Here is a 24,340-nt window from a genome sequence, read left to right on the forward strand (position 1 = left end):
CGTCGATGACAGGTGGTTCGCCCAGGCGCACGGCATCGGCGGGCCCGCGCCGACAGGACGCGCGCCGCCGGGCCGCTCCCCGGTGGTGATCCACCTCAAGCGCCAGTCACGGCCCGAGCCCCACTCTACGTGAGGGGCTCGCGTCGGGTCCCGGACAGGGTGCATATGCCGCCCGGTCCGGCCGCTTGTCGGCGGCCCGCACGGGCACCACGATGACCCGGACGGGCCATGACGACCTCGACGGGGAGGCCGAGTTGAGCGATGCGTGGGTGACGGGGAAAGCCGACCCTGGTCCGGCCGCCGGGGACGCCCGGCCGCTGGTCGCCGAGTCCTGGCGGCGTTCGGTACGCGCGCGCGTGAGCCCCGACGGGGCGGCGCGGGTGGAGCTGGCGGACGACGAACTCGCGGCCCACCGCGACGGCCATCCGCTGGCGGCGGCGATGCCCGTGATCCGGGAGCTGATGGGGGCGTACGCGACGGACGGGGAGCACCTGCTCGCGGTCTGCGACGCGGCCGGGCGGATGCTCTGGGTCGAAGGCCATCCGGCCACCCTCCGCAAGGCACACGGCATGAACTTCGTGGCCGGGGCCCGCTGGTCGGAGTCGGCGGCCGGGACGAACGCGCCCGGGACCGCGCTCGCCGTCGACCGGCCGGTGCAGGTCGTCGCCACCGAGCACTTCCGGCGCCCCGTCCAGGCGTGGACCTGCGCCGCCGCTCCCCTGCACGACCCGCGCACCGGCCGGCTCCTCGGCGCGGTCGACATCACGGGCGGCGCACGGCTCGCGCACCCACACAGCCTCGGCTTCGTCCAGGCCGTCGCGCGGGCGGCCGAGTCCCAGCTCGCGCTGCTCGCGCCGGCCCCCGAACCCGGCCGGCTCACGGTGTCGGCGCTCGGCCGTGACGAGGCCGTGCTCGGCGTGGACGGGCGGCGGATCCGGCTCAGCCGCCGCCACAGCGAGATCCTGGTGCTCCTCGCGCACCGCCCTGACGGCCTGACCGGCGACGCCCTGCTCACGCTCCTGTACGAGGACGAGCACGTCACCCCGGTCACCCTGCGGGCCGAGCTGTCCCGGCTGCGCACGCTCCTCGGCCCCGATGTGCTGCGCTCCCGCCCGTACCGCCTCGCGGGCGCCGTCGAAGCCGACTTCACAGCGGTCGACCGCCGGCTCGCCTCCGGTGCCGTCTCGGCGGCCGCCGCCGACTACCCGGGCCCGCTGCTTCCCTCGTCGACCGCCCCCGGGGTCGTACGGCTCCGGGAGCGGCTGGCGGGACGGTTGCGGGCGGCGCTCGTGGACCGGGGCGATCCGGGGCTGCTCGCGGACTGGGCGTACAGCACGTGGGGCGAGGACGACGTGGTCGTCTGGCGTGCGCTGTGCGCGGCCGTACCGGCGGACCGGCTCGCACCCGTACGGGCCCGGCTCGACTCCCTGGAGGCGGAACTGTCCGCCGGTGCAACGGGGTTGCAACGTACGGGCCACCACACTCGGCCGTGAGCGCCGGCCAGGGACGGCCGGCGCGTCCGAGGGAGGCCAAGCCCATGACCCGTTACGCCGCACCCGGTACCGAGGGCGCGCTCATGTCGTACCAGGCCCGCTACGACCACTGGATCGGCGGCGAGTACGTCGCCCCGGCGGGCGGACGCTACTTCGACAACCCCAGCCCGGTCGACGGCCGCCCCTTCACCGAGATCGCCCGCGGCACCGCCGAGGACGTCGAGCGCGCCCTGGACGCGGCGCACGCGGCCGCCCCCGCCTGGGGCCGTACGGCACCCGCGGAGCGCGCGGCCGTCCTCCTTCGGATCGCGGACCGCATGGAGAGCAACCTGGAGGCCCTCGCCGTCGCCGAGACCTGGGACAACGGCAAGCCCGTACGCGAGACCCTCGCCGCGGACATCCCGCTCGCGATCGACCACTTCCGCTACTTCGCGGGGGCGCTGCGGGCCCAGGAGGGCGCCCTCAGCGAGATCGACGACGACACCGTCGCGTACCACTTCCACGAGCCGCTCGGCGTCGTCGCGCAGATCATCCCCTGGAACTTCCCGATCCTCATGGCGGTCTGGAAGCTCGCCCCGGCGCTCGCCGCGGGCAACGCCGTGGTCCTCAAGCCGGCCGAACAGACCCCGGCCTCCGTCCACTTCTGGCTCAGCCTCGTCGCCGACCTGCTCCCGCCGGGCGTCCTCAACGTCGTCAACGGCTTCGGCGAGGAAGCCGGCAAACCGCTCGCCTCCTCCCCCCGCGTCGCCAAGATCGCCTTCACCGGCGAGACGAGCACGGGCCGCCTGATCATGGGCTACGCCTCCGAGAACCTCAAGCCCGTCACCCTCGAACTCGGCGGCAAGTCACCCAACATCTTCTTCGACGACGTCTGGGCCGCCGACGACGACTTCCGCGACAAGGCCCTCGAAGGCTTCACCATGTTCGCCCTCAACCAGGGCGAGGTCTGCACCTGTCCCTCCCGCGCCCTCGTCCAGCGCGGCCACTACGCCGACTTCCTCGACGCCGCCATCGCCCGCACCGAACAGATCATCCCGGGCCACCCCCTCGACACCACCACCATGATCGGCGCCCAGGCCTCCGCCGACCAGCTCAAGAAGATCCTCTCCTACCTCGAGATCGGCCAGCAGGAAGGCGCCAAGATCCTCACCGGCGGCCAGGTCGTCGAACACGGCGGCGAACTCCAAGGCGGCTACTACGTCCAGCCCACCATCTTCGAAGGCGACAACCGCATGCGCGTCTTCCAGGAGGAGATCTTCGGCCCCGTCGTCGCCGTCACCTCCTTCACCGACTTCGACGACGCCATCCGCACCGCAAACGACACCCTCTACGGCCTCGGCGCCGGCGTCTGGACCCGCGACACCAACACCGCCTACCGCGCCGGCCGCGCCATCCAAGCCGGCCGCGTCTGGACCAACTGCTACCACGCCTACCCCGCCCACGCCGCCTTCGGCGGCTACAAGCAATCCGGCATCGGCCGCGAAACCCACCGCATGATGCTGGACCACTACCAGCAGACGAAGAATCTGCTGGTCAGCTACTCCCCGAAGAAGCTCGGCTTCTTTTAGGGGTACAAGAAAGGGCGCCTGACCTGGGGTTTTACCCAGGCAGGCGCCCACCGGTCGCGTGGGCCTGACACGGTCCGGTTCCTCCATGGGCTGCTCGATGAGACGGTTCGCCGCCGTCCAGGAACTTGGCGAAGAAGCGGAACAGGGCCTCGATGCTCCGACCGGCTCTGCGAGCGCATTCGGCCGTGTCCGAGCTCGTCAGGTGCCCACGGCGGTCAGCTCTCCCACCCAGTGCCCGGCTTCGATGAGGGGGGTGTCGGCGCCGAGGAGGGGCCCGGACGACAGCTTCCGCCTTCCCTTCTCCTCGCTCTCCCAGAAAGTCAGGGAGGGGGTGCTTTTGGCGCAGCCCGATGGCTGCTTGCTGTCGGCGAGCTCCGCGGGCGCGGTGCGGAGCCGGGCCGGCTCCCGGGAGAACACCTCCGCCTTGTACGTGCACCTCTCCCCCATCGCGTTGATGGACACGAGACGAATGTCGCGGTTCGTCGGCCCCTCGCCCATCGTGAATTCGAAGCGGTAGGTGCCGTCCGCTGCGCGGCCGCCCCACGAGCCCCGGAACTTCTCCGGCAGCGCGCCCTTGGCGGGCGGCACCTTCTCGAACATGTCAGGTGTGTAGGAGATGCCTTCGTTTTGGTGGTCGTAAAAACCCGTGTCGTCATCCCACTCGAACGCACCGTTCCATACGGCTACGAACGCCCCCGTACCGTCCGGGGCGGAGGAACCGTAGTCACTGGTGTTGTCCTCGCAACGTTCCGCCTCCGACTTGGGGCTCGCCCTCTTCAGCCGGCTCGAGCCGAGCCTGATCGCGTCGCTTCTGGATGCGGTGATGGTGCTTTCCCAGACGCACAACCGCTCCTCGTTCAGCAGGGAGTACTCGGCGGTGCCCTTCGTATCGATGAGCAGGCGGCCGAGCACGCCCTCGATGCGCAGGCCGCCCCTGTCCCGCAAGTTGAGACGTGCCTCCCAGCTCCCTTGCAACACCTCCGGAGCACTCAGGGACGGTGATTCCCCCGCCTCGCCCTGCCAGGGGCGGAGCGCGAGCAGGCCGCCGAGGGTGACGAGCACCGCGACGGCTGCCGTCCCCGCCACGACGGCCGGGCGACGCCGCAGTTCCGGGGTCTGTGCCGGAACGTGCGAGCGTGCCGTTTCGTCGTATCCCGGCCCCACCGTGGGCGCGTGCGCGAGCTCGTCCGAGGGGGACGTGGCAGGCGCTTGCACGGGCTGATGCTCGGGGGGCGCTTGCACGGGCTGAGGTGCGGCGGGAGCTTGCACGGGCTGAGGTGCGGCGGGCGCTTGCACGGGCCGGAGTGTGGGCACGGGTCGGCCAGGCGTCGGCGGAGTGGGAACCTGACCCGGCGCGAGGGCCGTGTGCGGCCGCAGCGGGTCGAAGTCCAGCAACTGTGCTGCGTGCCGCCCCAGTCGACCGAGCAGCGCGCCTGGCAGCCATTCGTCGACGCCTTCTGTGGCGGTGCGCGCGGCGACCTGCTCCGGCGTGGGGCGTTGTGCCGGGTCTTTCTGCAGGCACGCCCGTACGAGTCCGAGGAGCGTCTCCGGCAGCCCGTCCAGGTCGGGCTCCTCCTCGGCGACCCGGAACAACTGGGCGTGCAGCCCGTTGCCGGTCGCCCCGAAGGGCTGCCGCCCCGTGGCGGCGTAGGCGAGGACCGAACCCAGGCAGAACACATCGGAAGCGGCGGTGACGTGGAGCCCACGTACCTGCTCCGGCGACATGAAGCCAGGCGATCCGATCACCATGCCCGTGCGGGTCTGCAGGCTGTCTCCGCTGATGCTGTCCAGCGCCCGGGCGATTCCGAAGTCGATGACCCGGGGCCCGTCCACGGTGACGAGGACATTGGACGGCTTGAGGTCGCGGTGGACGAGGCCTGCCTCGTGGATGGCATGCAGGGCGAGCGCGAGCCGGTTGGCCAGGACCCGCACCGACTGCTCGGGCAACGGCCCGTGCTGCTCGGCCACGACGGCGTGCAGATCGGGTCCGGGAATGTACTGGGTCGCGACCCAGGGCGTCTCCGCGTCCGTGTCCGCGTCGAGCACGGCCGCGGTCCAGGCCCCACCGACCCGCTTCGCGGCGGTGACCTCGCGCGCGAACCGCGCCCGGAATTCGGTGTGCTGGGCGAACTCGGTCTGCACGACCTTGACCGCGACAGTGCGCCCACCTTCGGAGCGGGCGAGGTAGACGCGGCCCATTCCGCCGACGCCCAAGCGGGCTATGAGGCGGTAGGGGCCTATGTGGGGCGGGTCTTCGGCGGTCAACTGGTCCACGAGGAAGGAGAGTAGCCCAACTGCCCGACAGCAATGGGTCTGACGGCTTCGTTCACGGAGCGCCGTCTGTTCAACCTGATCGGAGCCAGCCCGACCGTACCCGGAGCCTGTGCGGGCTCCTGCCCACAGCGGACTCCTGCGGGGGCCGCGGAGTGGTTTGATCGGAGGTTCGCTCACCCGAAATCGACCAGCCCAAGCGAGCCGGGCGCGCCCTCCCGCGCGGGCAGCGCAACCTCGCCTCGACACGGTGAAGCAGCGGGTCGAACGCCACTTCGGCCTGCCGGAGCCAGGCCTTCCGTAGCGCCCTCAGGGCGGGACGCATGGCTCGCGGGACGCGTGGCTCGCGGGAGGCGGGGGAGGCGGTCGTCGCATAGCGTCGACGCAGGGGCGTACGGATGGACACGCCGTCCCGACATGAGTCCACACGCCAGTGGGACGGGCCGGTGAGCGTGGCCGGTGGTGACCCGGTCGGTCGGGTTCGCCCGCGTACCGCCGCGCGGCGGACGTTCGAGCGCGCGTCGGCGATGACTCAGAGGTGAGGAGGAAGACCGGTGGAGCAGAGCCTGCCGGAGCGCGCGTCCAGGGTGGCGCTGCGCGTCAACGGAGCGGACCACTCGCTCACCCTGGACCACCGCACGACCCTGCTTGACGCGCTGCGCGATCACCTCGACCTCACCGGCACCAAGAAGGGCTGCGACCACGGGCAGTGCGGTGCCTGCACCGTCCTCGTCGACGGCCGGCGCGTGAACAGCTGTCTGCTGTTCACCGTCGCGTGCGCGGGCCGTTCCGTGACCACCGTCGAGGGCCTCGCGGACGGCGAGCGCCTCCATCCGGTCCAGGAGGCGTTCGTCGCCCGGGACGCCCTGCAGTGCGGCTACTGCACACCGGGCCAGATCTGCTCGGCCGTGGCCCTGCTGGACGAGGTGGCGCGCGGCGAACCCTCGCACGTGACACCGCCGGAACGCCTGCCGGGTGAAACCGTCGCCCTCACCCCGGACGAGATCCGGGAACGCATGAGCGGGAACATCTGCCGCTGCGGCGCCTACCCGCACATCGTGGCCGCGATCGAGGAGGTCACCCGGTGAAGCCCTTCGCGTACGTGCGCCCGCAAGGTACCGAGGAGGCCATCGCGCACCTCGCGGCCCACCCCGAGGCCCGCTTCCTGGCGGGTGGCACCAACCTCGTCGACCTGATGAAGCTGGGCGTCACGGGCCCGCCGCTGCTCGTCGACCTCGGCGCCTTGCCCCTCGACGGCATCGCGGAGACCCCCGACGGCGGGCTGCTGATCGGGGCGACCGCGCGCAACAGCGACGTCGCCGCACACCCCGACGTGCGCACCCGCTACCCCGTGCTGTCCCAGGCCCTGCTGGCCGGCGCCTCACCCCAGCTCCGCAACGCGGCCACCACCGGAGGCAACCTCCTCCAACGCACCCGCTGCCTTTACTTCCAGGACACGTCCACGCCGTGCAACAAGCGTCTGCCAGGTTCCGGCTGCCCCGCCAGGGAGGGCGTTCACCGGGACCTCGCGGTCCTCGGCCACTCCGCCCACTGTGTCGCCACACACCCCTCGGACATGGCCGTCGCCCTCGCCGCCCTCGACGCGGAGGTCCGGCTGAGTGGGGCGGACGGTGAGCGGACGGTGCCCGTCGACGCGTTCCACCGGCTGCCCGGCGACCGCCCGGACCTGGACACCGTCGTCGCGCCGGGCGAACTCATCACCGGCGTGACGCTCCCCGCGCCGCCGCGCGGCGCGCTCAGCGCCTACCGCAAGGCCCGCGACCGCACCTCGTTCGCCTTCGCGCTCGCCTCTGTAGCCCTCGTCCTGAGCGTCGAGGACGGCCGGGTGGGGCACGCCGCGCTCGCTTTCGGCGGTCTCGCTCACAAGCCCTGGCGGGCGTGGGCGGCGGAGGAGGTGTTGCGGGGCGCGCCGGCCACCGCCGAGACCTTCCGGCGGGCCGCCGACGCCGAACTCGCCGCCGCCGAGCCCCTCCGCGACAACGGCTTCAAGGTGCCGCTGGCCCGCAACCTCGCCGTGAGCCTCCTGGGCGACCTCGCGTCCCGCGCCGCCGCGGCCGCCCCGTGACGACCACGACGCGCGCGCACCCGTCTGCCGCGCCCCCTGACGTCCTGCCCGGCGTCCGCCCCGCTCGCCCGGCATCCGTCGGCCCGCCGAACGTCCGACCGCGCACTGCCCGCCGTACGCCGACCGGAGGAGGCACCACGCCGTGACCCGCCACGAACCCGCGACCGCGCCGCCCCCGGCGGCCGTCCGGCGTGACGCCCGCCAGAAGGTGACGGGCGAGGCCCGGTACGCCGTCGACCGGACGCCGCCCGGCTGCCTCCACGCCTGCGCGGTGCCCGCTGCCATCGCCCGCGGTCGGGTCACCGCCGTCCACTCCGACGAGATCCTGCGGCGCCCCGGCGTACACGCCGTCCTCACCCACGAGAACGCCCCGCGCCTCGGTGACACCGACGACCCGACCCTCGCGCTGCTGCAGGAGGACCGGGTCCCCCACCGGGGCTGGCTCGTCGCCGTCGTGGTCGCCGACACGCCCGAGAACGCCCGCGCCGCGGCCGACGTGCTGCGGATCGACTACGCGCCGAGCGAGCACGACGTCCGGCTGAGCGCCGACCACCCGCGTCTCTACACGCCCGAGAAGGCCAACGGCGGCCATCCGGCCGTACGCGAGCGGGGCGACTTCGACACCGCCTTCGCCGCGTCCCCGGTCCGCATCGACGCCACCTACTCCATGGACGCCCTGCACAACCACCCGATGGAACCGCACGCCGCCACAGCCTGGTGGGACGACGAGGGCCTGACCGTGTACGACTCCAGCCAGGGCGCGACGACCGTACGGGACGTCCTCGCGCGCCTGTTCCGACTGCCCCGGCAGAAGGTCACCGTCGTCTCCGCCTACGTGGGCGGCGGCTTCGGCTCCAAGGGCACCCCCCGGCCGCCGGCCGTCCTCGCGGCGATGGCCGCCCGGCACACCGGCCGACCCGTCCGGCTCGCCCTGCCCCGCCGTGACCTGCCCGCCACCGTGGGGCACCGCGCGCCCACCATCCAGCGCGTCCGCATCGGCGCCGCCGCCGACGGAACGATCGCGGCTCTCGCCCACGACGTGGTCACCCAGACGTCCACGGTGAAGGAGTTCGTCGAACAGGCCGCCGTTCCGGCCCGCATCATGTACACCTCTCCCCACAGCCGCACCACCCACCGGGTCGTCGCCCTCGACGTGCCCACCCCGTCGTGGATGCGCGCCCCGGGCGAGGCGTCCGGGATGTACGCCCTCGAAGCGGCCATGGACGAACTCGCCGACGCGCTCGGCGTCGACCCGGTGGAGCTCCGGCTGCGCAACGAACCCGACACCGAGCCCGACAGCGGCAAACCGTTCAGCAGCCGGGGCCTCGCCGCCTGCCTGCGGGACGGCGCGCGCCGGTTCGGCTGGGCGGACAGGGACCCGCGCCCCGGCGTCCGGCGGGACGGGGACGTGCTGGCCGGCACGGGCGTGGCCGCCGCCACCTACCCCGTACTCCTGAGCCCGTCCCGCGCCTCCGCCCACGCCGCCCCGAACGGCCGCTTCGTCGTCCGCGTCAACGCCACCGACATCGGCACCGGGGCGCCGACCGTCCTCGCCCAGATCGCCGCCGACGCCCTCGGCGCCCCGCTGGACTCCGTAGCCGTCGAAGTCGGCAGCAGCCGACTGCCCGACGCCCCCGTCGCCGGCGGCTCCTCCGGGACGGCGTCCTGGGGCTGGGCCGTGCACAAGGCCTGTGCCGCGCTGCGCGCGACCCTGGCGGCCGACCCCGGTCGCCCGCTGCCGCCCGAGGGCGTCACGGTCGAGGCGGACACGGATGAGGAGGCGGGGCGGACGTCCCCGTACGCCCGCCACGCCTTCGGCGCCCACTTCGCGGAGGTCGGTGTCGACACCGTCACCGGTGAGGTCCGGGTGAGCCGGCTCCTCGGCGTCTACGCCGTGGGCCGGGTCCTCAACGCGCGCACCGCCCGCTCCCAGTTCATCGGCGGCATGACGATGGGGCTCGGGATGGCGCTCACCGAACACAGCACCATGGACCTCGTCTTCGGCGACTTCCGCGAACGCGACCTGGCGTCCTACCACGTCCCCGTCTGTGCCGACGTGCCGGACATCGAGGCACATTGGGTGGACGAGCACGACCCCCACCTCAACCCGATGGGCAGCAAGGGCATCGGGGAGATCGGTATCGTCGGCACAGCGGCGGCGATCGCCAACGCCGTCCACCACGCCTGCGGCGCCCGCCTCCGCGCCCTCCCCCTGACCCCCGACCGTCTCCTCCCGCTGCTCACCACCGGGGCGTCCAACCCGTAGACCGCGTCCGTAAAGCTGTCAGGGTCTGGGAACTTCAGGCCGCGGCCCCGCCCGTGGGGGCGGGCTTGAGGTCGTAGCGATGAGTCTCGGCATGCGGAACCACATGGTCCAGCACTCGGACGCTGCTTGCACGCTCCTGAGCCGCCCCGACAGGATGCGAACCATGGCCCCCGTACTCGTATCGCGTCGTCACGTAGATCTGCTGCGTGTTTCGACCATGCTGTGTCGGGCCGATTCCCCTCGTGCGCACGGCTGTTGATCCGCAGGTCCGCTGAGGACTACGCGCTCCGCCGCTCCTGATCCCGCACGGAACGGAACAACCGCGCGCCCCCTTCGCGCGCCCTTCCGCCTTCCCCTCTGCTCACGTACACGTGTCGGCTCCCCTCGGTGCCGGCGCGTGCCGTGCTGCTGCTTCGACGAGGTTCCCTCATGCCGGAAAACCCCCTCCTGCTCCACTGGTTCCTGCCCACCGGCGGGGACGGCCGCGATCCCGGCGGTGTCACCGCCGTCCAGGGCCGTACCGGATCCGCCACCCGGCGGTCAGCGGACATCCCGTACCTGTCCCAGGTGGCCCGCGCCGCGGAGCAGGCCGGATTCCACTCGCTGCTCACACCCGTGGGGCTCGGCTGCGCGGACCCCTGGATCCTCACGGCCGCACTCGCGCAGCACACCACCCGGATCGGGTTCCTCGTGGCGTTCCGCGCCGGATTCGCCAGTCCGACACTGCTCGCCCAGCAGGCCGACGCCTTCCGCCGGTTCGCGGGTGGCAGGCTCGCGCTCAACGTGGTGACCGGTGGGGATCCGACCGAACAGCGGGCGTACGGTGACTGGTTGGAGCACGACGCGCGGTACGCCCGGACCGAGGAGGTGATGACGGTCCTGCGCACCCTCCTGGAGGGCAAGACGGCCGACCACCACGGTGCCCACGTGCGGATCGCGGGCGCCCGGATCACCGATCCGGACCTGAGCCACCCCGTGCCCCTGTACTTCGGCGGGGCCTCCCCCGCCGCCGAGGAGGTCGCCGCACGGCAGGCCGACGTACAACTGCTGTGGGGCGAGCCGCCCGCCGCCGTCGCCGCACGCGTCGCCCGGCTGCGGGAACGGGCCCGGGCCGCGGGCCGCACCGTCCGGTTCGGGCTGCGGCTGCACGTCATCAGCCGGGACACCTCCGCCGAGGCCTGGTCCGAGGCGGACCGGATCCTCGCCGGGTTCGACCAGGAGGCCGTACGGGCGAGCCAGGAGCGGTTCGCCGGCATGGACTCCACCGGGCAGGCCCGGATGACCGCGCTGCACGGCGGGGTCGTGGACGCCGCCCGCCTCACGGTGGCGCCGAACCTGTGGGCGGGCATCGGCCTGGTCCGCGAGGGCGCCGGGACCGCGCTGGTCGGCTCGCACGACGAGGTGACCGAACGGCTCGCCGAGTACCGTGCCCTGGGCATCGACGAGTTCATCCTCTCCGGCTACCCGCACCTCGAAGAGGCGTACCGGGTCGGCGAGGAAGTGGCACCGCGGCTGCGCGCTCTGACCGGGGCGGAAGCCCCGTGAGCGCTCCCACGACGACGACGGCGGCGGCGTCCGGGCCGGACCGGCTCCCGCAACCCTCCCCCGAACCGTCCGGGACCGGGACCGGGACCGGGACCGGGGGCGATTCCTCCCGGCGGGACCGCCTGCGCGAAGCCTTCCGGTGGGGCGGGCTGCGGCTTCTCGCGCTCGCCGTGCTCCTCGCCGCCTGGCAGGCGGTGGTCTCCGCCGAAGTATGGCCGCGGGTCCTCGTTCCCTCGCCCGGCGACGTGTGGCGGCAGTTCGTCCTCGCCTCCACGGAGCACGACGGAGTGCGCGGCTACGGCGGCCATCTGCTGATCGAGCATCTGGGCGTCAGCCTGGGCAGGATCGGCACCGGTTCCGCGTACGCCGTGCTGGCCGGAGTGCCGCTGGGGCTGCTGATCGGTACGGTCCGGCCGCTGGCCGTCGTCCTGGAGCCCGCGGTGACGTTCCTGAGGACGCTGCCGCCGCTGGCGTACCTCTCGCTGCTCGTCATCTGGTTCGGCATCGACGAGGCCCCGAAGATCTGGCTGCTGGTCATCGCGGCCCTGCCACCGATCGCCGCGGCCACCGCGGCGGCCGTACGCACGGTGCCCGGCCAACTCGTCGAGGCCGCACGGGCGCTGGGATCGGGGCCGACGGCGCTGCTGCTGTCCGTGCGGCTGCCCTCCGCGCTGCCCGAGATCCTCACCGGTGTCCGCATCGCCGTCGGTGTCGCCTACACCTCCGTGGTCGCGGCGGAGACCATCAACGGTGTGCCCGGCATCGGCGGCATGATCCGCGACGCGCAGCGCTACAACCAGACCGCGCTGGTGATCGCGGGCATCCTCGCCATCGGCCTGTCCGGGATCGTGCTGGACGCACTGCTGCGGCTCGTCGAGCGGATCGCCGTGCCGTGGCGCGGCCACGCCTGACGCCCGCCCCTTCCCTCTCGTTCCCTCCTTCCCTCGTTCCCTCCTTCCCTCGTCCCCTTTCTCCCTCGTTCCCTACTTCCCTCGCTCCCTTCTTCCCTCGCTCCCTTCCTCCCTCGTCGTCCGACTTCAGACCGGAGATCGTCCATGCCCGCACGTCTGTCCCGCCGCACCCTCCTGCTCACCGCGGCCGTCGCCCTGACGGCCTCCGTCACCACCGCCTGCGCAGGTGACGGCGACGCGGCCGGCGGATCCTCGGGGCGGACCACCGTACGGATCGCCTACCAGGCGATACCCAACGCCGACCTGGTGGTGAAGAACCAGCGTCTGCTGGAGCAGGCGCTTCCCGAAGTCGACGTGAAATGGGTGAAGTTCGAGTCCGGTGGCGACGTCAACACGGCCGTCATCGCCGGCGCGGTCGACCTGGGTCTTGCCGGGTCGAGCCCCGTCACCAAGGGGCTCTCCGCGCCGCTGAACATCCCGTACAAGGTGGTGTGGATCCATGACCTGATCGGGGACAACGAGGCGCTCGTCGCCAAGCCCGGGATCGGTTCGGTGAAGGACCTGGTGGGCAAGAAGGTCGCCACTCCCTTCGGGTCGACGGCCCACTACTCACTGCTCGCCGCGCTGACGGCGGCGGGTGTCGAGCCGTCGTCCGTGCAGACCATCGACCTCCAGCCGCAGGACGCGCTCGCCGCCTGGAAGCGCGGGGACATCGACGCCGCCTACGTGTGGACGCCGACGCTGAGCGAACTGACCAAGGACGGCAAGGTGCTCGTCACCAGCCGTGAACTGGCCAAGCAGGGCAAGCCGACGGCCGACCTGGGCGTGGTGACGAACGCGTTCGCGGCCAAGCACCCGGAAGTGGTCACGGCCTGGATCAAGGCGCAGGACACGGCCGTCGCACAGACGCGTACCGCACCGGACCAGGCCGCGAAGTCCATCGGGGCGGAGCTCGGGCTGCCGCCGGAGGAGGCGAAGCGGCAGCTGTCCGAACTGGTGCTGCTCAGCGCGAAGGAGCAGACCGGACCCGACTATCTGGGCACGCCGGGCGCCCCCGGCAAGCTCGCGGCGAACCTGTACGACGCCGCCGTGTTCCTGAAGGGGCAGAAGGCGGTCGACTCCGTGCCGGACGAGGCGGTCTTCGGGCGGGCGCTCGCGGTGGAGGAGCTCGGCCGTGCCGCGAACTGACGAGCCTGACACGCGGACCTCGGTCGTCGAGCTGACGGGCGTGTCGGTCCGCTACGGCTCCGCGAAGGCGCCGGTGACGGCGCTCGACGGCGTGGACGTACGGATCCACGCCGGCGAGTTCGTCGTCCTGGTCGGGCCCTCCGGCTGCGGCAAGACGAGCCTGCTGCGCGTGGTGGCGGGCTTCGAGCGGCCCGCCGCGGGCCATGCCCGGGTCAGGGGCGCGCTTCCCTGGCCGGGCGCGGGGGCGGGGGTGGTTTTCCAGCAGCCCCGGCTCTTCCCTTGGCGCACGGTCGGCGGGAACCTCGCCTTCGCGCTGGCCCGGCTGCGTGTGCCGCGATCCGACCGGCCCGGCCGGATCGCGGAGCTGCTGGAGCGGGTGGGACTGCCCGGGATGGCGGGCCGGCGCACGTGGGAGCTGTCGGGCGGTCAGCAGCAGCGGGTGGCGCTGGCCAGAGCACTGGCCGCGGAGCCCGAACTCCTGCTGATGGACGAGCCGTTCGCCGCGCTCGACGCCCTGACTCGGGAGCGGCTCCAGGAGGAGGTGCGGGACTTGGCCGGGCGGCTCGGCACGACGGTGCTGTTCGTGACTCACTCGGCGGAGGAGGCGGTGCTGCTGGGCTCCCGGGTGCTGGTCATGGCGGCGGGGCCCGGCCGGGTGGTGGCGGAGCTGCCGGTGGACCTGGCGAGGGGGCCCGGCACGGACGTGTCCGCGCTGCGGGCCTCACCCGAGTTCGCCCGGCTGCGCGGTCGTCTCGCCGAGATCATGCGCGGTGGAGCCGTTCCCGGCCGTGACGGCTGATCGCGTCACCGGCAGCGACACCGGCGGAGGTCCGTGCGCCCCCGCCATTGGTTGCCCGCGTGCTGCGGGAACGTGAACTGCGTGAACAGGCTGTGGCAGGCCGCCACGGAAAGATCCGAACCGTGAGGGCAGCGGATAGCGTTTCGGTCAGGGCCGTTCCGGGGGCAACCGCCACACACGGAAGCAAGGGCTGGGCCGCACCATCGGCAGCCGCCCCGTCGGCCGTTCCCCATCACGCCGGCCGTTCCCCCCTCGCCGGCCGTCTCCGGGTGCCGCGGCGCCCGGTGCGGCCAGCGGCTCCTCGCTCCGCAGCCGCTTCCTCCCCCTCCAGTCACGAGGACCCCTGATGCCTTTCTCCCTGCCCGCGGGCGGGCGCCTTGCCGTGCTCGTCCTCTCCCTCACCCTCGCGCTCGGCGGCGCCCCCGCCGCCGCCGACCCGGCTTCCCCGTTCGGCCCGCAGGCGCCGCAGAACCCTGCCACCGCGGCCAACGGCGCCGCGACCATGCACGGCGACAGCGCCTCGAGCGGCACCACACCCCACCCGGGGCCCGGGACGTCCGCCATCGACTACTCCCGCACGGCACTGGCCTCGGCCTGCCCGACCGTGGTCGTGGGCGGCGACGGCTACGTGATCGCGCTCTGCACCACGATCTTCGGCCAAAACCCGACCGTGCACCTGCTCGACCCCGCCGGCGGGGCCGACCTCGCCTCCCTGACACTGCCCAAGGGCAGTCTCTTCGGCGGCGTGTACGCCTACCTCGACAACGGCGACCGGCTGGTCGTGGTCGACGGGAACAACAACCTCGTGCGCATCGGCCACCGTCGCGCCGGCTCCGGATGGACCCTCCAGGTCGAGGAGTCCACCTCACTCGGCAACGCCGTCCCCGCCGGGGACAACATCGTCGGCCTGACCCCCGACTGGGAGGGCAGGGTCTGGTTCGCCACCAGCGGCGGTGTGATCGGGACCGTGGACACCGTCACCCAGGCGGTGCGCAGCATCAGCACCGGCGAGGGCGTCCAGAACAGCATCTCCACCGTCCCCGGCCGAACCGCCGTCGCCACCGACCACGCGCTCTACCTGCTGTCGGCCGGCCCGGACGGTACCCCCGTGGTGGACTGGCGGGCGCCGTACGACCGGGGTCCGGCCCGCAAGCCCGGCCAGCTCAGCTGGGGCACCGGCACCACCCCGAGCTTCTTCGGGCCGGGCAACGGCACCGAGTACATCACCATCGTCGACAACGCCGACCCGCACGGGAACCTGCTCGTCTACCGGGTGGCCGGCGGACCGGACCCGATCTGCCGGATCCCCGTGCTCACCCAGTACGCCCGCAGCGGCACCGAGGACGCCGTCATCGCCTCCGGCCGCAGCGTCTTCGTCACCAACACCTACGGCTACCCCTACCCGGCCCTGCCCGAGGGCGCTCCGGCGAGCCGGCCCTCCTCCGCGAGCTTCGAGGGCGGTCTCAGCCGGATCGACGTCAACGCCGAGGGAACGGGGTGCTCGGTGGTGTGGAACAGCCCGGTGAAGTCCGCCGCACTTCCCCGGCTCTCCCTGGCCGACGGGAAGATCTACACCGTCTCCGTGACCGGGCCGACGGGCAGCGCCGGCCTGAACACCTTCGCCCAGTACCACCACTCCGTCATCGATCCGGCCACCGGCGCCCAGCTCACCAGCTCCTTCCTGGGCATCGGGCTCGTCTACAACCCGCTCCAAATGCGGGGAACGGCCGCCCCGGACGGCACCCTCTACCAGGGCACCGAAACCGGAGTGGTCCGCATCTCCAAGCGCTGAGCCGCACACCGGCCGACGGCCCCGGGCCTCCCAGCCAGAGCCCGATCCAGGCAGCGGGGCCAGGTCGAAGCGCCGCCCCCGGATCCGATCGACGACATCACCGTGCAGGGGCACGCAGCCGCAGGCGCCGACGGCAGCGCGATCAGGTGGGGTAGGGGTCGGTGAGAGCGAACTCGGTGCTCGTCACGGGTCCCTCCTGGGCCTTCCTCCAGCGTCGGCAGGCACACCCCGTCGCGGCGACGTCACGGGCGCGGCCGGGTGGCGGGACCCGAGTCGGGGTCGTCGGGGGCCTTCCAGGACCCCTGGCGCTCCCGCGCGGCCGCGTTCTGTTCCGACGGGCGCGCACCCGGGTCCTTTCGGGCGGCGACGCGCCTGCTGCCGTACCAGAACGCGCCGATCAGAAGCACGACGACTACCACGCCCGCCAGGATCAGGAAGAGGGACGGAGAACCGGAGGCCGCGAGACCAGTAGAGAGAATCATGGCCCGCGTCTACCCACCATCTCGTGGTCTGACCATCCGGAAAGCATTCCTTCCCCGGTCCCGCGATGTGTCCAGGGCCGAGCCTCGCCGGCCAGATTCCCTTCCGGGAACCAGTCCTGTTCCCCCCTGGATGTGGTGCCGGACCTGTTCCATGAGCACGCTTATCTTCGCCAGATCTTGCGCTCCACCGGGCCCTCGGTTTCACTGCCGTGGCTGTTCCACACGAGGGCCCGGCGCGCGCTCTCCCGGGTTGCGGCTGCCCTTGGGGCAGGTCAGGCGACCGTCTGGAGCCGGCTCAGTTCCGCCTGCCCGAAGAGGAGGGCGTAGCCGCTGGGGAGGTGGTGCAGGATTCGGGCGAGGAGTTCGGGGCCGGCCGCGCGTGCGACGACGGAGAGCACTGCTCCGGTGTCCCAGCGGGCCACGGCGGGGGTGGCGCCGGTGCGGTCGGAGAGGTCCTTGACGAAGCCCCAGCCGGTGAGGGGGTCGGGGTCGGGGATCTGGGCGGTCAGGGTGAGGGCGGCTTCGACGGGAAGGCGCTGGGCGAGGTCGACGCGTTCGTCTCCGACGAGCTGTCGGCCGAGGGCGGCCAGAACGGTCCGGACGGCTTCCTCGGCGCGTTCGCGGGTGGGGTAGGCGCCTTCGTAGCGCACGCGTTCCAGCATCTGGTCGAACGTCATGGCGGGACGGGCCTGGTCCGGTCGCGGCTGGTCGTACATGGTGCTGCGGCTTTCTCGTGAAGAGCCCGGCGTTCGGGCAGGCGGTCAGGTGGGCTGGGGCCGGCCGAAGAGGAGGTCGAAGCCTGGCGGGAGCTGGAGGAGGATCTCGCTCAGGAGGTCGTCTCCAGCTGCTACGGCAACCGTGGACAGCACCGCGCCGACGTCCCACAGGGCTGTCTTCTCGGTGGCGTCCTCGATCCATGCCGCGGTCGCGCGGACGAAGCGGTCCGGGGAGAGGGGCTCGGCGGCCTGCAACGGGTTGAGGAGGATCAGGGCGTATGTCTCGGGGAGGCGGGCAGCGAGCTGGGCGCGCACGGCGCCGACCAGGTGTGCGCCCAGCAGGGCCAGGACCACGCGGGCCACCCGTTCTGCTTCCTCCCGCGTCTGGTAGTCGCCGCGTTCGCGGACGTGGTCCAGGAACGTCTCGGGGCGCATCGGCATCACGCGTCACCTCCAGAGTGGCGGAGAGGCGTCGACAGGGGTGCGGAGGGCGGGTGCCGGAGGGGGATCGTTCCCGCCCTCCGCCGGCCGGCCGACGTGGTCAGCCGGAGATCTGCTTGCGGCTGGTCCCGCTGCCGACGGCGACCTTGCGGGGCTTGGCTCGCTCGGCGATCGGGATGCGCAGGGTCAGTACACCCGCGTCGTAGTCCGCTTCGATGCGCTCGGTGTCGAGGGTGTCGGCCAGCATGATCTGGCGGGAGAAGACGCCCAGCGGCCGCTCGGAGAGTTCCATCTGCACACCGTCGGACTTGCCCGTGGGCCGCCGCTCGGCCTTGACGGTGAGCATGTTCCGCTCGACGTCGATGTCGATCGCCTCGGTGTTCACGCCCGGGAGGTCGAAGGCGATCACGTACTCGTCGCCGTCGCGGTACGCGTCCATCGGCATCACGGACGGCTTCGACCACGTGCCCGACGAGCCGGACAGCTGCTGAACGATCCGGTCCATCTCGCGGAACGGGTCAGTGCGCATCAACATCGCGAAACACCTCCAGTTGGTTCAGGCAGGAACTGCCAATGCGCTTCAACGTGCTCCCGTTGTAACATGTCATCGAAACGATGACAAGCAGAGCCGTCATCCAGAGGATGACAGATTACGGAGCCCCTCATGCCCGAGGCCTCTGAGCCGCCCCCGCCCGTCACCTTCCCGGCCGCCGCCGCGGCACTGGAGACCATCAACCAAGCCGTCCAGGACGCCCAGCGTCCCGCCCTGGGGATGCCGACGGGCTCGCCGCAGACCGACCCGCACCCCGCTCTGACCGCGCTCGTCCTGCTGCGGGAGGTCCGCGAGCAACTCGCCGGCTGGGAGAGCAGCCTGATCGAAACCGCCCGCGGACAAGGAGCGAGCTGGGCCGACCTCGCCGGTCCCCTCGGAGTCGCCAGCCGGCAGGCCGCCGAACGCCGCTACCTGCGCTTGCGCCCGGGCGCGGCCGGAACCACGGGCGAGCAGCGCGTGCAGGCCACTCGCGGCATGCGCGCCGCCGACCGCACCGTGACCGCCTGGGCCCGAGACAACGCGGCCGAGCTCCGCCGCCTCGCCGGCCAGATCACCGCCCTCACCGGCCTGCCCGCCGACGCCCGGAGTGCCGTCGACGACCTGAACGCGGCCCTCGGCGACAACGACGCCGCCCGCCTCGTACGCCCCCTGACCGACACCCGCCCGCACCTCAGACCCCAGGACGCCGCGCTCGCCGAGGACATCGACGCCATGACCCGCCACACCGACCAACTCCGCCAGGACGCCCACGACCAGCGCGGCACGTGACCCCTCCGTTCGCAGGTCCCGTACCCGAGGGCGGAGCACCACGGCTCGGCCCCGCTTCTCCATCGCCGTCGACGGCATGTTTACGGGGCGGGGAAACGGCTAGCCGCCGATTCAGTGAGCGAGGACGCGGGAGAGGAGAGGCGCCGTGTCGGGTGAGCAGAAGATGCGGGCCGAGAACGTCGAGGACACGATGGTGGACCGGCATCGCCCCCTTTCCCCGGTGCGAGGTCGAGCGGCCGGCCGAGAAGGGCGACGCGTCGGCGGTCCTCGGGGAAAGGCGCGTCGTGGTTCGCGGAGGCGAGGATGACTTTTCCCCTGCCCGACACCGCCGACGCCCTCAAGGGCATGATCGGCCGCGAGGTCTCGTCCCTGCGCGCCGCGGTGCGTCGCACCTCGGAGGGTCGAGGGGACGGGGCGGGCGGTACGGCCCTGGCGTCGCCGTTGCAGTCCCTGTCCGTCCTGCCGGCGAAGGCCGAGACGGATGGGATCTCGCCGTGTCTGTGCAGCACGCACGACGCGGACGGCAGCGGGGTGTGTTCGGTGCTCCCTGCCATCCCGGGTTCGGCCGTGCTCCTGGAGCGCGTGTCGGGCGAGGCAGGGGTCGTTCTGGACTTCCGGATCGTGGCCGGAAACCGCGTGCGGTCGGCGGACTGGCTGGAGGCTCCGGACCGGCAGGTCGGCCAGCGGTTCCTGGAGGCGCGGCCCGGCGCCGCGCACTCCGGACTGCTGGCGGCTCTCACCGAGGTGGCGGATTCCGGCAGGCCTCTCGACGGGCGCGTGGTCGACTACACGGAGCAGCGCCTCGGGAGGATCCACCGGGCTCCCCTGCTGTACTCCGCCGCCCGGTGCGGCGAGCAGGTCCTGGCCACGTGGCGCCCCGTGGGGAGCCCGGCGGACGTGCTGACCATAGACGCGCAGTACCTGGCGTCCATGGGGTGGGGAAACTGGGACCTGCTGTCGGGAACGGTGACGTGGTCGGAGGGGCTCACCCGGATCTTCCACGCGGACGTGCGCATGCCGCGGTCGCTGGAGCAGCTGTGCGACGCGCTGCTGGCGGACGATCTGACGGCGTTCTCCGAGTTCCTGTCCTCGGTCCTCGCGGGCGAGGAGCCCGCCTGGACCAGGATTCGTTTCCTCGTCCTCGGCGAGGTGCGCACGCTTGATTTGCTGGGGCGGCCGGTGACGGGGACGGACGGCAGGCCATGGGCGATCAATCTGGTGGCCCGCGATCTCACACCGCAGATCCGCAGTCGGCGGCGCCTGGCCGAGACGGAGCGGGAATCGGATCGGCTGCGTCGGCAGACCGAGGCCGAGCGCCAGGTCGCGGACGCGCTGCGCGAGGCTCTCCTTCCCACGTACTCGGAGGCGCTGGCCGCCGTCGGCCTGACGGTGGCGGCGTCGTACCGCCCGGCCGAGCCGGACTCGGCGGTGGGCGGCGACTGGTACAAATGCCGTCTGCTGCCGGACGGCCGGGTGCTCGTGGCGATCGGCGACGCGTCGGGGCACGGTCTGGACGCCGTGGCCCGGATGGCACAGCAGCGGCACGCCTTGGCCGGGCTGGCCCAGACGGGGGCGTCCGCCGGCGAGATCACCACCTGGCTGAACGAGCTGGTGTGCAGCGACCCGGCCGGGCAGACGGCCACTGTGGTGGCCGGGCACATCGACCGGGACAAGGTCCTGCACTGGGCCTGCGCCGGCCATCCGGCCCCGCTGCTGCTTCGTGACGGAGGCGCGGAGCCGCTCGGCGCCGAGGTCCGCGGCCCGCTTCTCGGCGCCCTGCCGGGATACGCGTACGAGACCACGTCGACCCCGTTGCGCCCGGGCGATCTGCTGGTGCTGTACACCGACGGCATGGTCGAGCGCCGGGACGAGGACCTGACCGTCGGCATCGACCGGCTGACGCGGGCGGTGACGTCGTCGTCCACGCGCGAACCGCAAGCCTTGATCGACGCGCTGGTCGCCGACCTGGAACTCGCGGGCCACGGGGACGACGCGTGCGTGCTGGCGATCCGGGTGGACTGAAGCGGACGCCGTCATCCGTGGACGATCGCGCGCACGTTCTCCACGCTGCCGCAGTCCGACGCCAGTTGCTTCGCGCGCTCTGCCAGGAACGCCCTGCCCAGCTCGGCCCGGCGCTCGTCGGAGACGCTCTCCCTGGCACCGTTGAGGATCGTCCGCTCTTCCTCGTCCAAGTGGTGATCGACCGCCTTCACCAGCTCCTCCAGGCGGGTGTCCCACTCCTCGGACCCGACGTCCTCCACCTCGAGCAGTTCGAGGAGAGCCTCGTTGCCCTCGGCGTGCTCCTCGGCCTCGCCGTGCGCGATGAGCAGTGCCGCGACGGAGCCCCGGGCCACCGGAGGGTGAGGCCGTGCGGCGGGCCGGGCTTCAGGCCGGCCGCGCCGCACTCCGCCTCGGCCGCCTTGCCCAGGTCAGGACGGGAGCCACGTCCGCCAGGTGGACTCGTTCTCCTTTACCCAGCGGCCGGCCGCCTCCTGTGGCGACAGCTTCTGGTCCGCGATCATGAGGGCGACGTCGTTCTGCATGTCGGTCGTCCAGCGGAAGTTCTTCAGGAAGGCGGCTGCGTCGCCCCCGCTGTCCGCGAAGCGGGCGTTGAGGAACTTCTGCAGGGGGGTGTGCGGGTAACCGCAGGCCACCTTCTCCGGGTCGGCGTCGCAACCCTCTTGGTAGGCGGGCAGCTTCACCTCCGTCATCGGAACCTTCTGGAACAGCCACTGGGGCTTGTACCAGTAGCTCAGGAAGGGCTTCTTCTCCTTGGCGAACTGCTTGATCTGCGTGATCTGTGCCGCCTCGGAGCCCGCGAAGACGACCTGGTAGTCCAGGTCCAGGTTGTTCACCAGGGCCTTGTCGTTCGTCACGTACGACGGGGAGCCGTCGAGGAGTTGGCCCTTGCCGCCGCTCTCGGCGGTGCGGAACTGGTCGGCGTACTTGTTCAGGTTCTTCCAGTCGGTGACGTCCGGGTGCTGCTCGGCGAAGTACGTGGGCACGAACCAGCCGATGTGACCGGTCACCCCGAGATCGCCGCCGCGCTGGATCGTCTTCTTGTCGTCGATGTACCGCTGCTCCTGGTCCGGGTGGCCCCAGTCCTCCAGGATGGCGTCCACCCGGCCCTGGCTGAGCGCGTCCCAGGCGGGCACCTCGTCGATCTGTACGGTGTCCACCCGGTAGCCGAGCTCGTGTTCGAGCAGGTACTGGGCGACGGCGACGTTGGCCTGCGCGCCCACCCACGACTGCACGGAGAGCGTCACCGTGCGGGAGCCCTTCGCGTCGGCGTACGGGGAGGACTGGCGGGTCATGTCGGCGGCGCCGCAGCCGGTCAGGCCGGCCGCCAGAGCGGCGGCCGTGACGAGTGCGGCGATGCGCGTACGAGCCATCTCAGGCCCCCTTTCCGGCGAGGTCACGGCGTTGCGTCGGCTGGGTGACGCGGTCGAGCGTCAGGCCGAGGCAGACGATCGCCGCGCCGGCCACCAGACCGGTCGCCAGGTCGCCCTGGGCGAGGCCGAAGACCGCGTCGTAACCGAGCGCGCCACCGCCCACGAGGCCGCCGATGACGACGACGGCGAGAACCAGCACCACACCTTGGTTGACGGCCAGCAGCAACGCCGGTCGAGCCAGCGGCAGTTGGACCTGGAACAGCTGCTGGCGCCCGGTCGCGCCCAGCGAGCGCGAGGACTCCATGGCGGCCGGATCCACCCCGCGTACGCCCTGGGCGGTGATCCGTACCACGGCGGGCAGCGCGTAGACCACGGCGGCGGCGACCGCCGGGGCGCGGCCCACCCCGAAGAGGGCGACCACGGGGATCAGGTACACGAACTGCGGCATCGTCTGGAAGACGTCGAGCACCGGACGCAGGGCGCGTCCCAGGCGGGTGCTGCGGGCCGCGGCGATCCCGAGCGCGAGGCCGAGCAGCAGCGTCACGGCGACGGCGGCCAGCACCTGGGACAGCGTGTCGAGCGCCGGGTCCCAGACACCGAGCACACCGATCGCGGCCATCGCGAGGACGGCGGTCAGGGCCGTGCGCCAGGTGCCGATGAGCAGGGCGAGGGCGCCGACGGTCAGCAGGACCGACCACCAGGGCAGCCACTGCAGGCCGTCGCGCAGGGGGTTGAGGACCCAGGTGGTGAACCGCGCCGCCCAGTCGGCGGTGCCGCCGACGAGGGGCACGCCGGAGTAGAGGTGGGCGGTCATCCAGTCGACGGCCCTGTTGACGGGTTCGGCGACGTCGAGCGTCCACCCCTCGGGCCGGCTGAGGCGGTCGGCCAGGCGGCCCGCGGCGGCGACGGCGGCGGTCACCACGAGGGCGACGGCCCAGGCGAGCCGGGTGCGGCGGGCCGGGGCCGTGCCGATCCGTTCTCCGGCCGCGGCGGTGACCCGGTCCAGGACGATGGCGAGCAGCACGATCGGGACACCGGCGGCGAGCGCGGCGCCGACGTCGACGGAGGCCAGTGCCTGGTAGACGCGGTCGCCGAGGCCACCCGCGCCGATGACGGAGGCGATGACCGCCATGCCGAGCGCCATCATGATCGACTGGTTGACGCCGAGCAGGAGCTCCTTGCGGGCCAGCGGCAGCCGGGCCGTGAGCAGCCGCTGCCTGCCGGTGGCGCCGAGGGACGCGGCGGCCTCCATGACGCCGGCGTCCGCTCCGCGCAGTCCGAGCGCGGTGAGCCGGGCCATGGGCGGGGCGGCGTAGACGACGGTGGCGAGGACGGCAGCGGGTACGCCGATGCCGAAGACCAGGACGACGGGCAGGAGGTACGCGAAGGCGGGCAGCACCTGCATGGTGTCGAGCACCGGCCGGAGGATGCGGTCCATCCGGTCCGAGAGGCCGGCGGCCAGGCCGAGGAGACCTCCGAGCAGTACGGAGGCGGCGACGGCGACCACCATCAGGGCGAGCGTCTGCATGGTGGGCACCCACATGCCGAGCAGCCCGCAGGCGCCGAAGGCGGCGACGGAGGTCAGCGCGAGCCGGACGCCCGCGACCCGCCAGGCCAGCAGCCCGGTGGCGGCGGTGACGCCGGCCCAGCCGAGGGCGAGCAGCAGCAGGTACACCGCTCGTACGGACACGACGACGGCGTTGCTGACGTGTCCGAGGAAGTAGAGGAAGAGCGGGTGGCCGTCACGGTTGTCGATGATCCAGTCGCTGGTGCGTTCCAGCGGCCCGGACAGGTCGACGGCGAGCGAGGTCGGCCAGCTGCCGCCGCCCAGGAGCACGGCGCCGAGGACGAGCGCGAGGGCCGCGACGCCTCCGATCAGCCGGCCGCGGTGGCGCGCGAGGGCGCGCGGCGCGGCGGGTGCGGCGCCTGTGGCGGTCGCCGTGGTGGTCGTGGGGCGGGGAGGAGCCGGGGTGGCGGTGGCGCTCATCGGCCCCACCGCCCCAGGGCGTCGGGACGGGGCGCGCCGCGCCGCGGCCGACGGCTCGCGGCACCCTTGGTGCCGCCCGGCG

Annotated in this window: 19 protein-coding genes, 1 pseudogene and 1 riboswitch; of the genes and pseudogenes, 12 read left to right on the forward strand and 8 right to left on the reverse strand. The window is 72.6% G+C overall.

Annotated elements, in window-relative coordinates; translation table 11 throughout:
• Positions 1-12: 12 nt before the first annotated feature.
• Positions 13-120: riboswitch (ZMP/ZTP riboswitch) on the reverse strand.
• 134 nt (positions 121-254) lie between these two features.
• The gene (locus ACZ7G1_RS16300; protein WP_470881814.1) at positions 255-1,493 is read left to right on the forward strand and encodes a GAF domain-containing protein; all 1,239 of its coding nucleotides are present in this window, start codon (positions 255-257) and stop codon (positions 1,491-1,493) included.
• 44 nt (positions 1,494-1,537) lie between these two features.
• Positions 1,538-3,061, forward strand: coding sequence for an acetaldehyde dehydrogenase ExaC (gene exaC / locus ACZ7G1_RS16305; RefSeq protein ID WP_470881812.1), 1,524 nt, complete (start codon positions 1,538-1,540; stop codon positions 3,059-3,061).
• Positions 3,062-3,259: 198 nt separating this feature from the next.
• Here exaC and ACZ7G1_RS16310 read toward each other — a convergent pair whose 3' ends face one another.
• Complete coding sequence (locus ACZ7G1_RS16310; RefSeq protein ID WP_470881810.1) at positions 3,260-5,335, reverse strand: serine/threonine-protein kinase; 2,076 nt, start codon at positions 5,333-5,335, stop codon at positions 3,260-3,262.
• A 551-nt stretch (positions 5,336-5,886) separates the two neighbouring features.
• On the opposite strand from ACZ7G1_RS16310, the gene ACZ7G1_RS16315 reads away from it, so the two are divergent.
• The 8 genes from ACZ7G1_RS16315 to ACZ7G1_RS16350 all read left to right on the forward strand — a co-directional run bounded on the left by ACZ7G1_RS16315 (position 5,887) and on the right by ACZ7G1_RS16350 (position 15,919).
• Positions 5,887-6,420, forward strand: a complete 534-nt coding sequence (locus tag ACZ7G1_RS16315) for a 2Fe-2S iron-sulfur cluster-binding protein (protein ID WP_470881808.1) — start codon at positions 5,887-5,889, stop codon at positions 6,418-6,420.
• Complete coding sequence (locus tag ACZ7G1_RS16320; protein WP_470881806.1) at positions 6,417-7,418, forward strand: FAD binding domain-containing protein; 1,002 nt, start codon at positions 6,417-6,419, stop codon at positions 7,416-7,418. The genes ACZ7G1_RS16315 and ACZ7G1_RS16320 overlap by 4 nt, the downstream gene beginning before the upstream one ends.
• A gap of 142 nt (positions 7,419-7,560) precedes the next feature.
• Complete coding sequence (locus ACZ7G1_RS16325) at positions 7,561-9,684, forward strand: xanthine dehydrogenase family protein molybdopterin-binding subunit (RefSeq protein ID WP_470881805.1); 2,124 nt, start codon at positions 7,561-7,563, stop codon at positions 9,682-9,684.
• 429 nt (positions 9,685-10,113) lie between these two features.
• On the forward strand, positions 10,114-11,229 hold the full coding sequence (locus ACZ7G1_RS16330) for an LLM class flavin-dependent oxidoreductase (protein WP_470881803.1): 1,116 nt from the start codon (positions 10,114-10,116) through the stop codon (positions 11,227-11,229).
• A complete protein-coding gene (locus ACZ7G1_RS16335; RefSeq protein WP_470881801.1) occupies positions 11,226-12,140 on the forward strand; it encodes an ABC transporter permease in 915 nt (304 codons plus the stop codon). The genes ACZ7G1_RS16330 and ACZ7G1_RS16335 overlap by 4 nt, the downstream gene beginning before the upstream one ends.
• A 144-nt stretch (positions 12,141-12,284) precedes the next feature.
• Positions 12,285-13,328, forward strand: coding sequence for a taurine ABC transporter substrate-binding protein (locus tag ACZ7G1_RS16340; protein WP_470881800.1), 1,044 nt, complete (start codon positions 12,285-12,287; stop codon positions 13,326-13,328).
• Positions 13,315-14,127, forward strand: a complete 813-nt coding sequence (locus ACZ7G1_RS16345) for an ABC transporter ATP-binding protein (protein ID WP_470881798.1) — start codon at positions 13,315-13,317, stop codon at positions 14,125-14,127. The genes ACZ7G1_RS16340 and ACZ7G1_RS16345 overlap by 14 nt, the downstream gene beginning before the upstream one ends.
• A gap of 346 nt (positions 14,128-14,473) precedes the next feature.
• Positions 14,474-15,919, forward strand: coding sequence for a hypothetical protein (locus ACZ7G1_RS16350; RefSeq protein WP_470881796.1), 1,446 nt, complete (start codon positions 14,474-14,476; stop codon positions 15,917-15,919).
• A gap of 242 nt (positions 15,920-16,161) precedes the next feature.
• Here the strand turns inward: ACZ7G1_RS16350 and ACZ7G1_RS16355 are convergent, their stop codons facing one another.
• The 4 genes from ACZ7G1_RS16355 to ACZ7G1_RS16370 all read right to left on the reverse strand — a co-directional run bounded on the left by ACZ7G1_RS16355 (position 16,162) and on the right by ACZ7G1_RS16370 (position 18,093).
• Positions 16,162-16,401: a DUF6479 family protein gene (locus tag ACZ7G1_RS16355; protein WP_470881794.1), complete on the reverse strand. Its 240-nt coding sequence runs from the start codon at positions 16,399-16,401 to the stop codon at positions 16,162-16,164.
• A gap of 272 nt (positions 16,402-16,673) precedes the next feature.
• Positions 16,674-17,117: a DUF2267 domain-containing protein gene (locus tag ACZ7G1_RS16360; RefSeq protein ID WP_470881793.1), complete on the reverse strand. Its 444-nt coding sequence runs from the start codon at positions 17,115-17,117 to the stop codon at positions 16,674-16,676.
• Between the two features lie 45 nt (positions 17,118-17,162).
• On the reverse strand, positions 17,163-17,558 hold the full coding sequence (locus ACZ7G1_RS16365) for a DUF2267 domain-containing protein (RefSeq protein WP_470881791.1): 396 nt from the start codon (positions 17,556-17,558) through the stop codon (positions 17,163-17,165).
• Positions 17,559-17,658: 100 nt separating this feature from the next.
• The gene (locus ACZ7G1_RS16370) at positions 17,659-18,093 is read right to left on the reverse strand and encodes an Hsp20/alpha crystallin family protein (RefSeq protein ID WP_470881790.1); all 435 of its coding nucleotides are present in this window, start codon (positions 18,091-18,093) and stop codon (positions 17,659-17,661) included.
• Between the two features lie 129 nt (positions 18,094-18,222).
• Here ACZ7G1_RS16370 and ACZ7G1_RS16375 point away from each other — a divergent pair, with 129 nt between their 5' ends.
• Entirely contained in the window at positions 18,223-18,879 is a 657-nt protein-coding gene (locus ACZ7G1_RS16375) for an HSP18 transcriptional regulator (protein WP_470881788.1), read from the forward strand.
• A 303-nt stretch (positions 18,880-19,182) separates the two neighbouring features.
• A complete protein-coding gene (locus tag ACZ7G1_RS16380; protein ID WP_470881787.1) occupies positions 19,183-20,901 on the forward strand; it encodes a PP2C family protein-serine/threonine phosphatase in 1,719 nt (572 codons plus the stop codon).
• A gap of 11 nt (positions 20,902-20,912) precedes the next feature.
• Here the strand turns inward: ACZ7G1_RS16380 and ACZ7G1_RS16385 are convergent.
• The 3 genes and pseudogenes from ACZ7G1_RS16385 to ACZ7G1_RS16395 all read right to left on the reverse strand — a co-directional run.
• A pseudogene (locus ACZ7G1_RS16385) lies at positions 20,913-21,203 on the reverse strand (hemerythrin domain-containing protein); the annotation flags it as partial.
• 105 nt (positions 21,204-21,308) lie between these two features.
• The gene (locus ACZ7G1_RS16390; RefSeq protein WP_470881785.1) at positions 21,309-22,271 is read right to left on the reverse strand and encodes an ABC transporter substrate-binding protein; all 963 of its coding nucleotides are present in this window, start codon (positions 22,269-22,271) and stop codon (positions 21,309-21,311) included.
• A gap of 1 nt (position 22,272) precedes the next feature.
• Complete coding sequence (locus ACZ7G1_RS16395; protein WP_470881783.1) at positions 22,273-24,258, reverse strand: ABC transporter permease subunit; 1,986 nt, start codon at positions 24,256-24,258, stop codon at positions 22,273-22,275.
• Positions 24,259-24,340 lie beyond the last annotated feature (82 nt).

The sequence above is a fragment of the Streptomyces sp. NPDC037273 genome, from assembly GCF_055603625.1.

What these genes read in the sequence shown, in the direction of transcription:
- ACZ7G1_RS16340 (WP_470881800.1), top strand. Translation starts at nt 12,285, where the DNA reads ATGCCCGCACGTCTGTCCCGCCGCACCCTCCTGCTCACCGCGGCCGTC.
- ACZ7G1_RS16380 (WP_470881787.1), top strand. Translation starts at nt 19,183, where the DNA reads ATGACTTTTCCCCTGCCCGACACCGCCGACGCCCTCAAGGGCATGATC.
- ACZ7G1_RS16370 (WP_470881790.1), bottom strand. Translation starts at nt 18,093, where the DNA reads ATGTTGATGCGCACTGACCCGTTCCGCGAGATGGACCGGATCGTTCAG.
- ACZ7G1_RS16365 (WP_470881791.1), bottom strand. Translation starts at nt 17,558, where the DNA reads ATGCCGATGCGCCCCGAGACGTTCCTGGACCACGTCCGCGAACGCGGC.
- exaC (WP_470881812.1), top strand. Translation starts at nt 1,538, where the DNA reads ATGACCCGTTACGCCGCACCCGGTACCGAGGGCGCGCTCATGTCGTAC.
- ACZ7G1_RS16330 (WP_470881803.1), top strand. Translation starts at nt 10,114, where the DNA reads ATGCCGGAAAACCCCCTCCTGCTCCACTGGTTCCTGCCCACCGGCGGG.
- ACZ7G1_RS16390 (WP_470881785.1), bottom strand. Translation starts at nt 22,271, where the DNA reads ATGGCTCGTACGCGCATCGCCGCACTCGTCACGGCCGCCGCTCTGGCG.
- ACZ7G1_RS16350 (WP_470881796.1), top strand. Translation starts at nt 14,474, where the DNA reads ATGCCTTTCTCCCTGCCCGCGGGCGGGCGCCTTGCCGTGCTCGTCCTC.
- ACZ7G1_RS16395 (WP_470881783.1), bottom strand. Translation starts at nt 24,258, where the DNA reads ATGAGCGCCACCGCCACCCCGGCTCCTCCCCGCCCCACGACCACCACG.
- ACZ7G1_RS16355 (WP_470881794.1), bottom strand. Translation starts at nt 16,401, where the DNA reads ATGATTCTCTCTACTGGTCTCGCGGCCTCCGGTTCTCCGTCCCTCTTC.
- ACZ7G1_RS16360 (WP_470881793.1), bottom strand. Translation starts at nt 17,117, where the DNA reads ATGTACGACCAGCCGCGACCGGACCAGGCCCGTCCCGCCATGACGTTC.
- ACZ7G1_RS16375 (WP_470881788.1), top strand. Translation starts at nt 18,223, where the DNA reads ATGCCCGAGGCCTCTGAGCCGCCCCCGCCCGTCACCTTCCCGGCCGCC.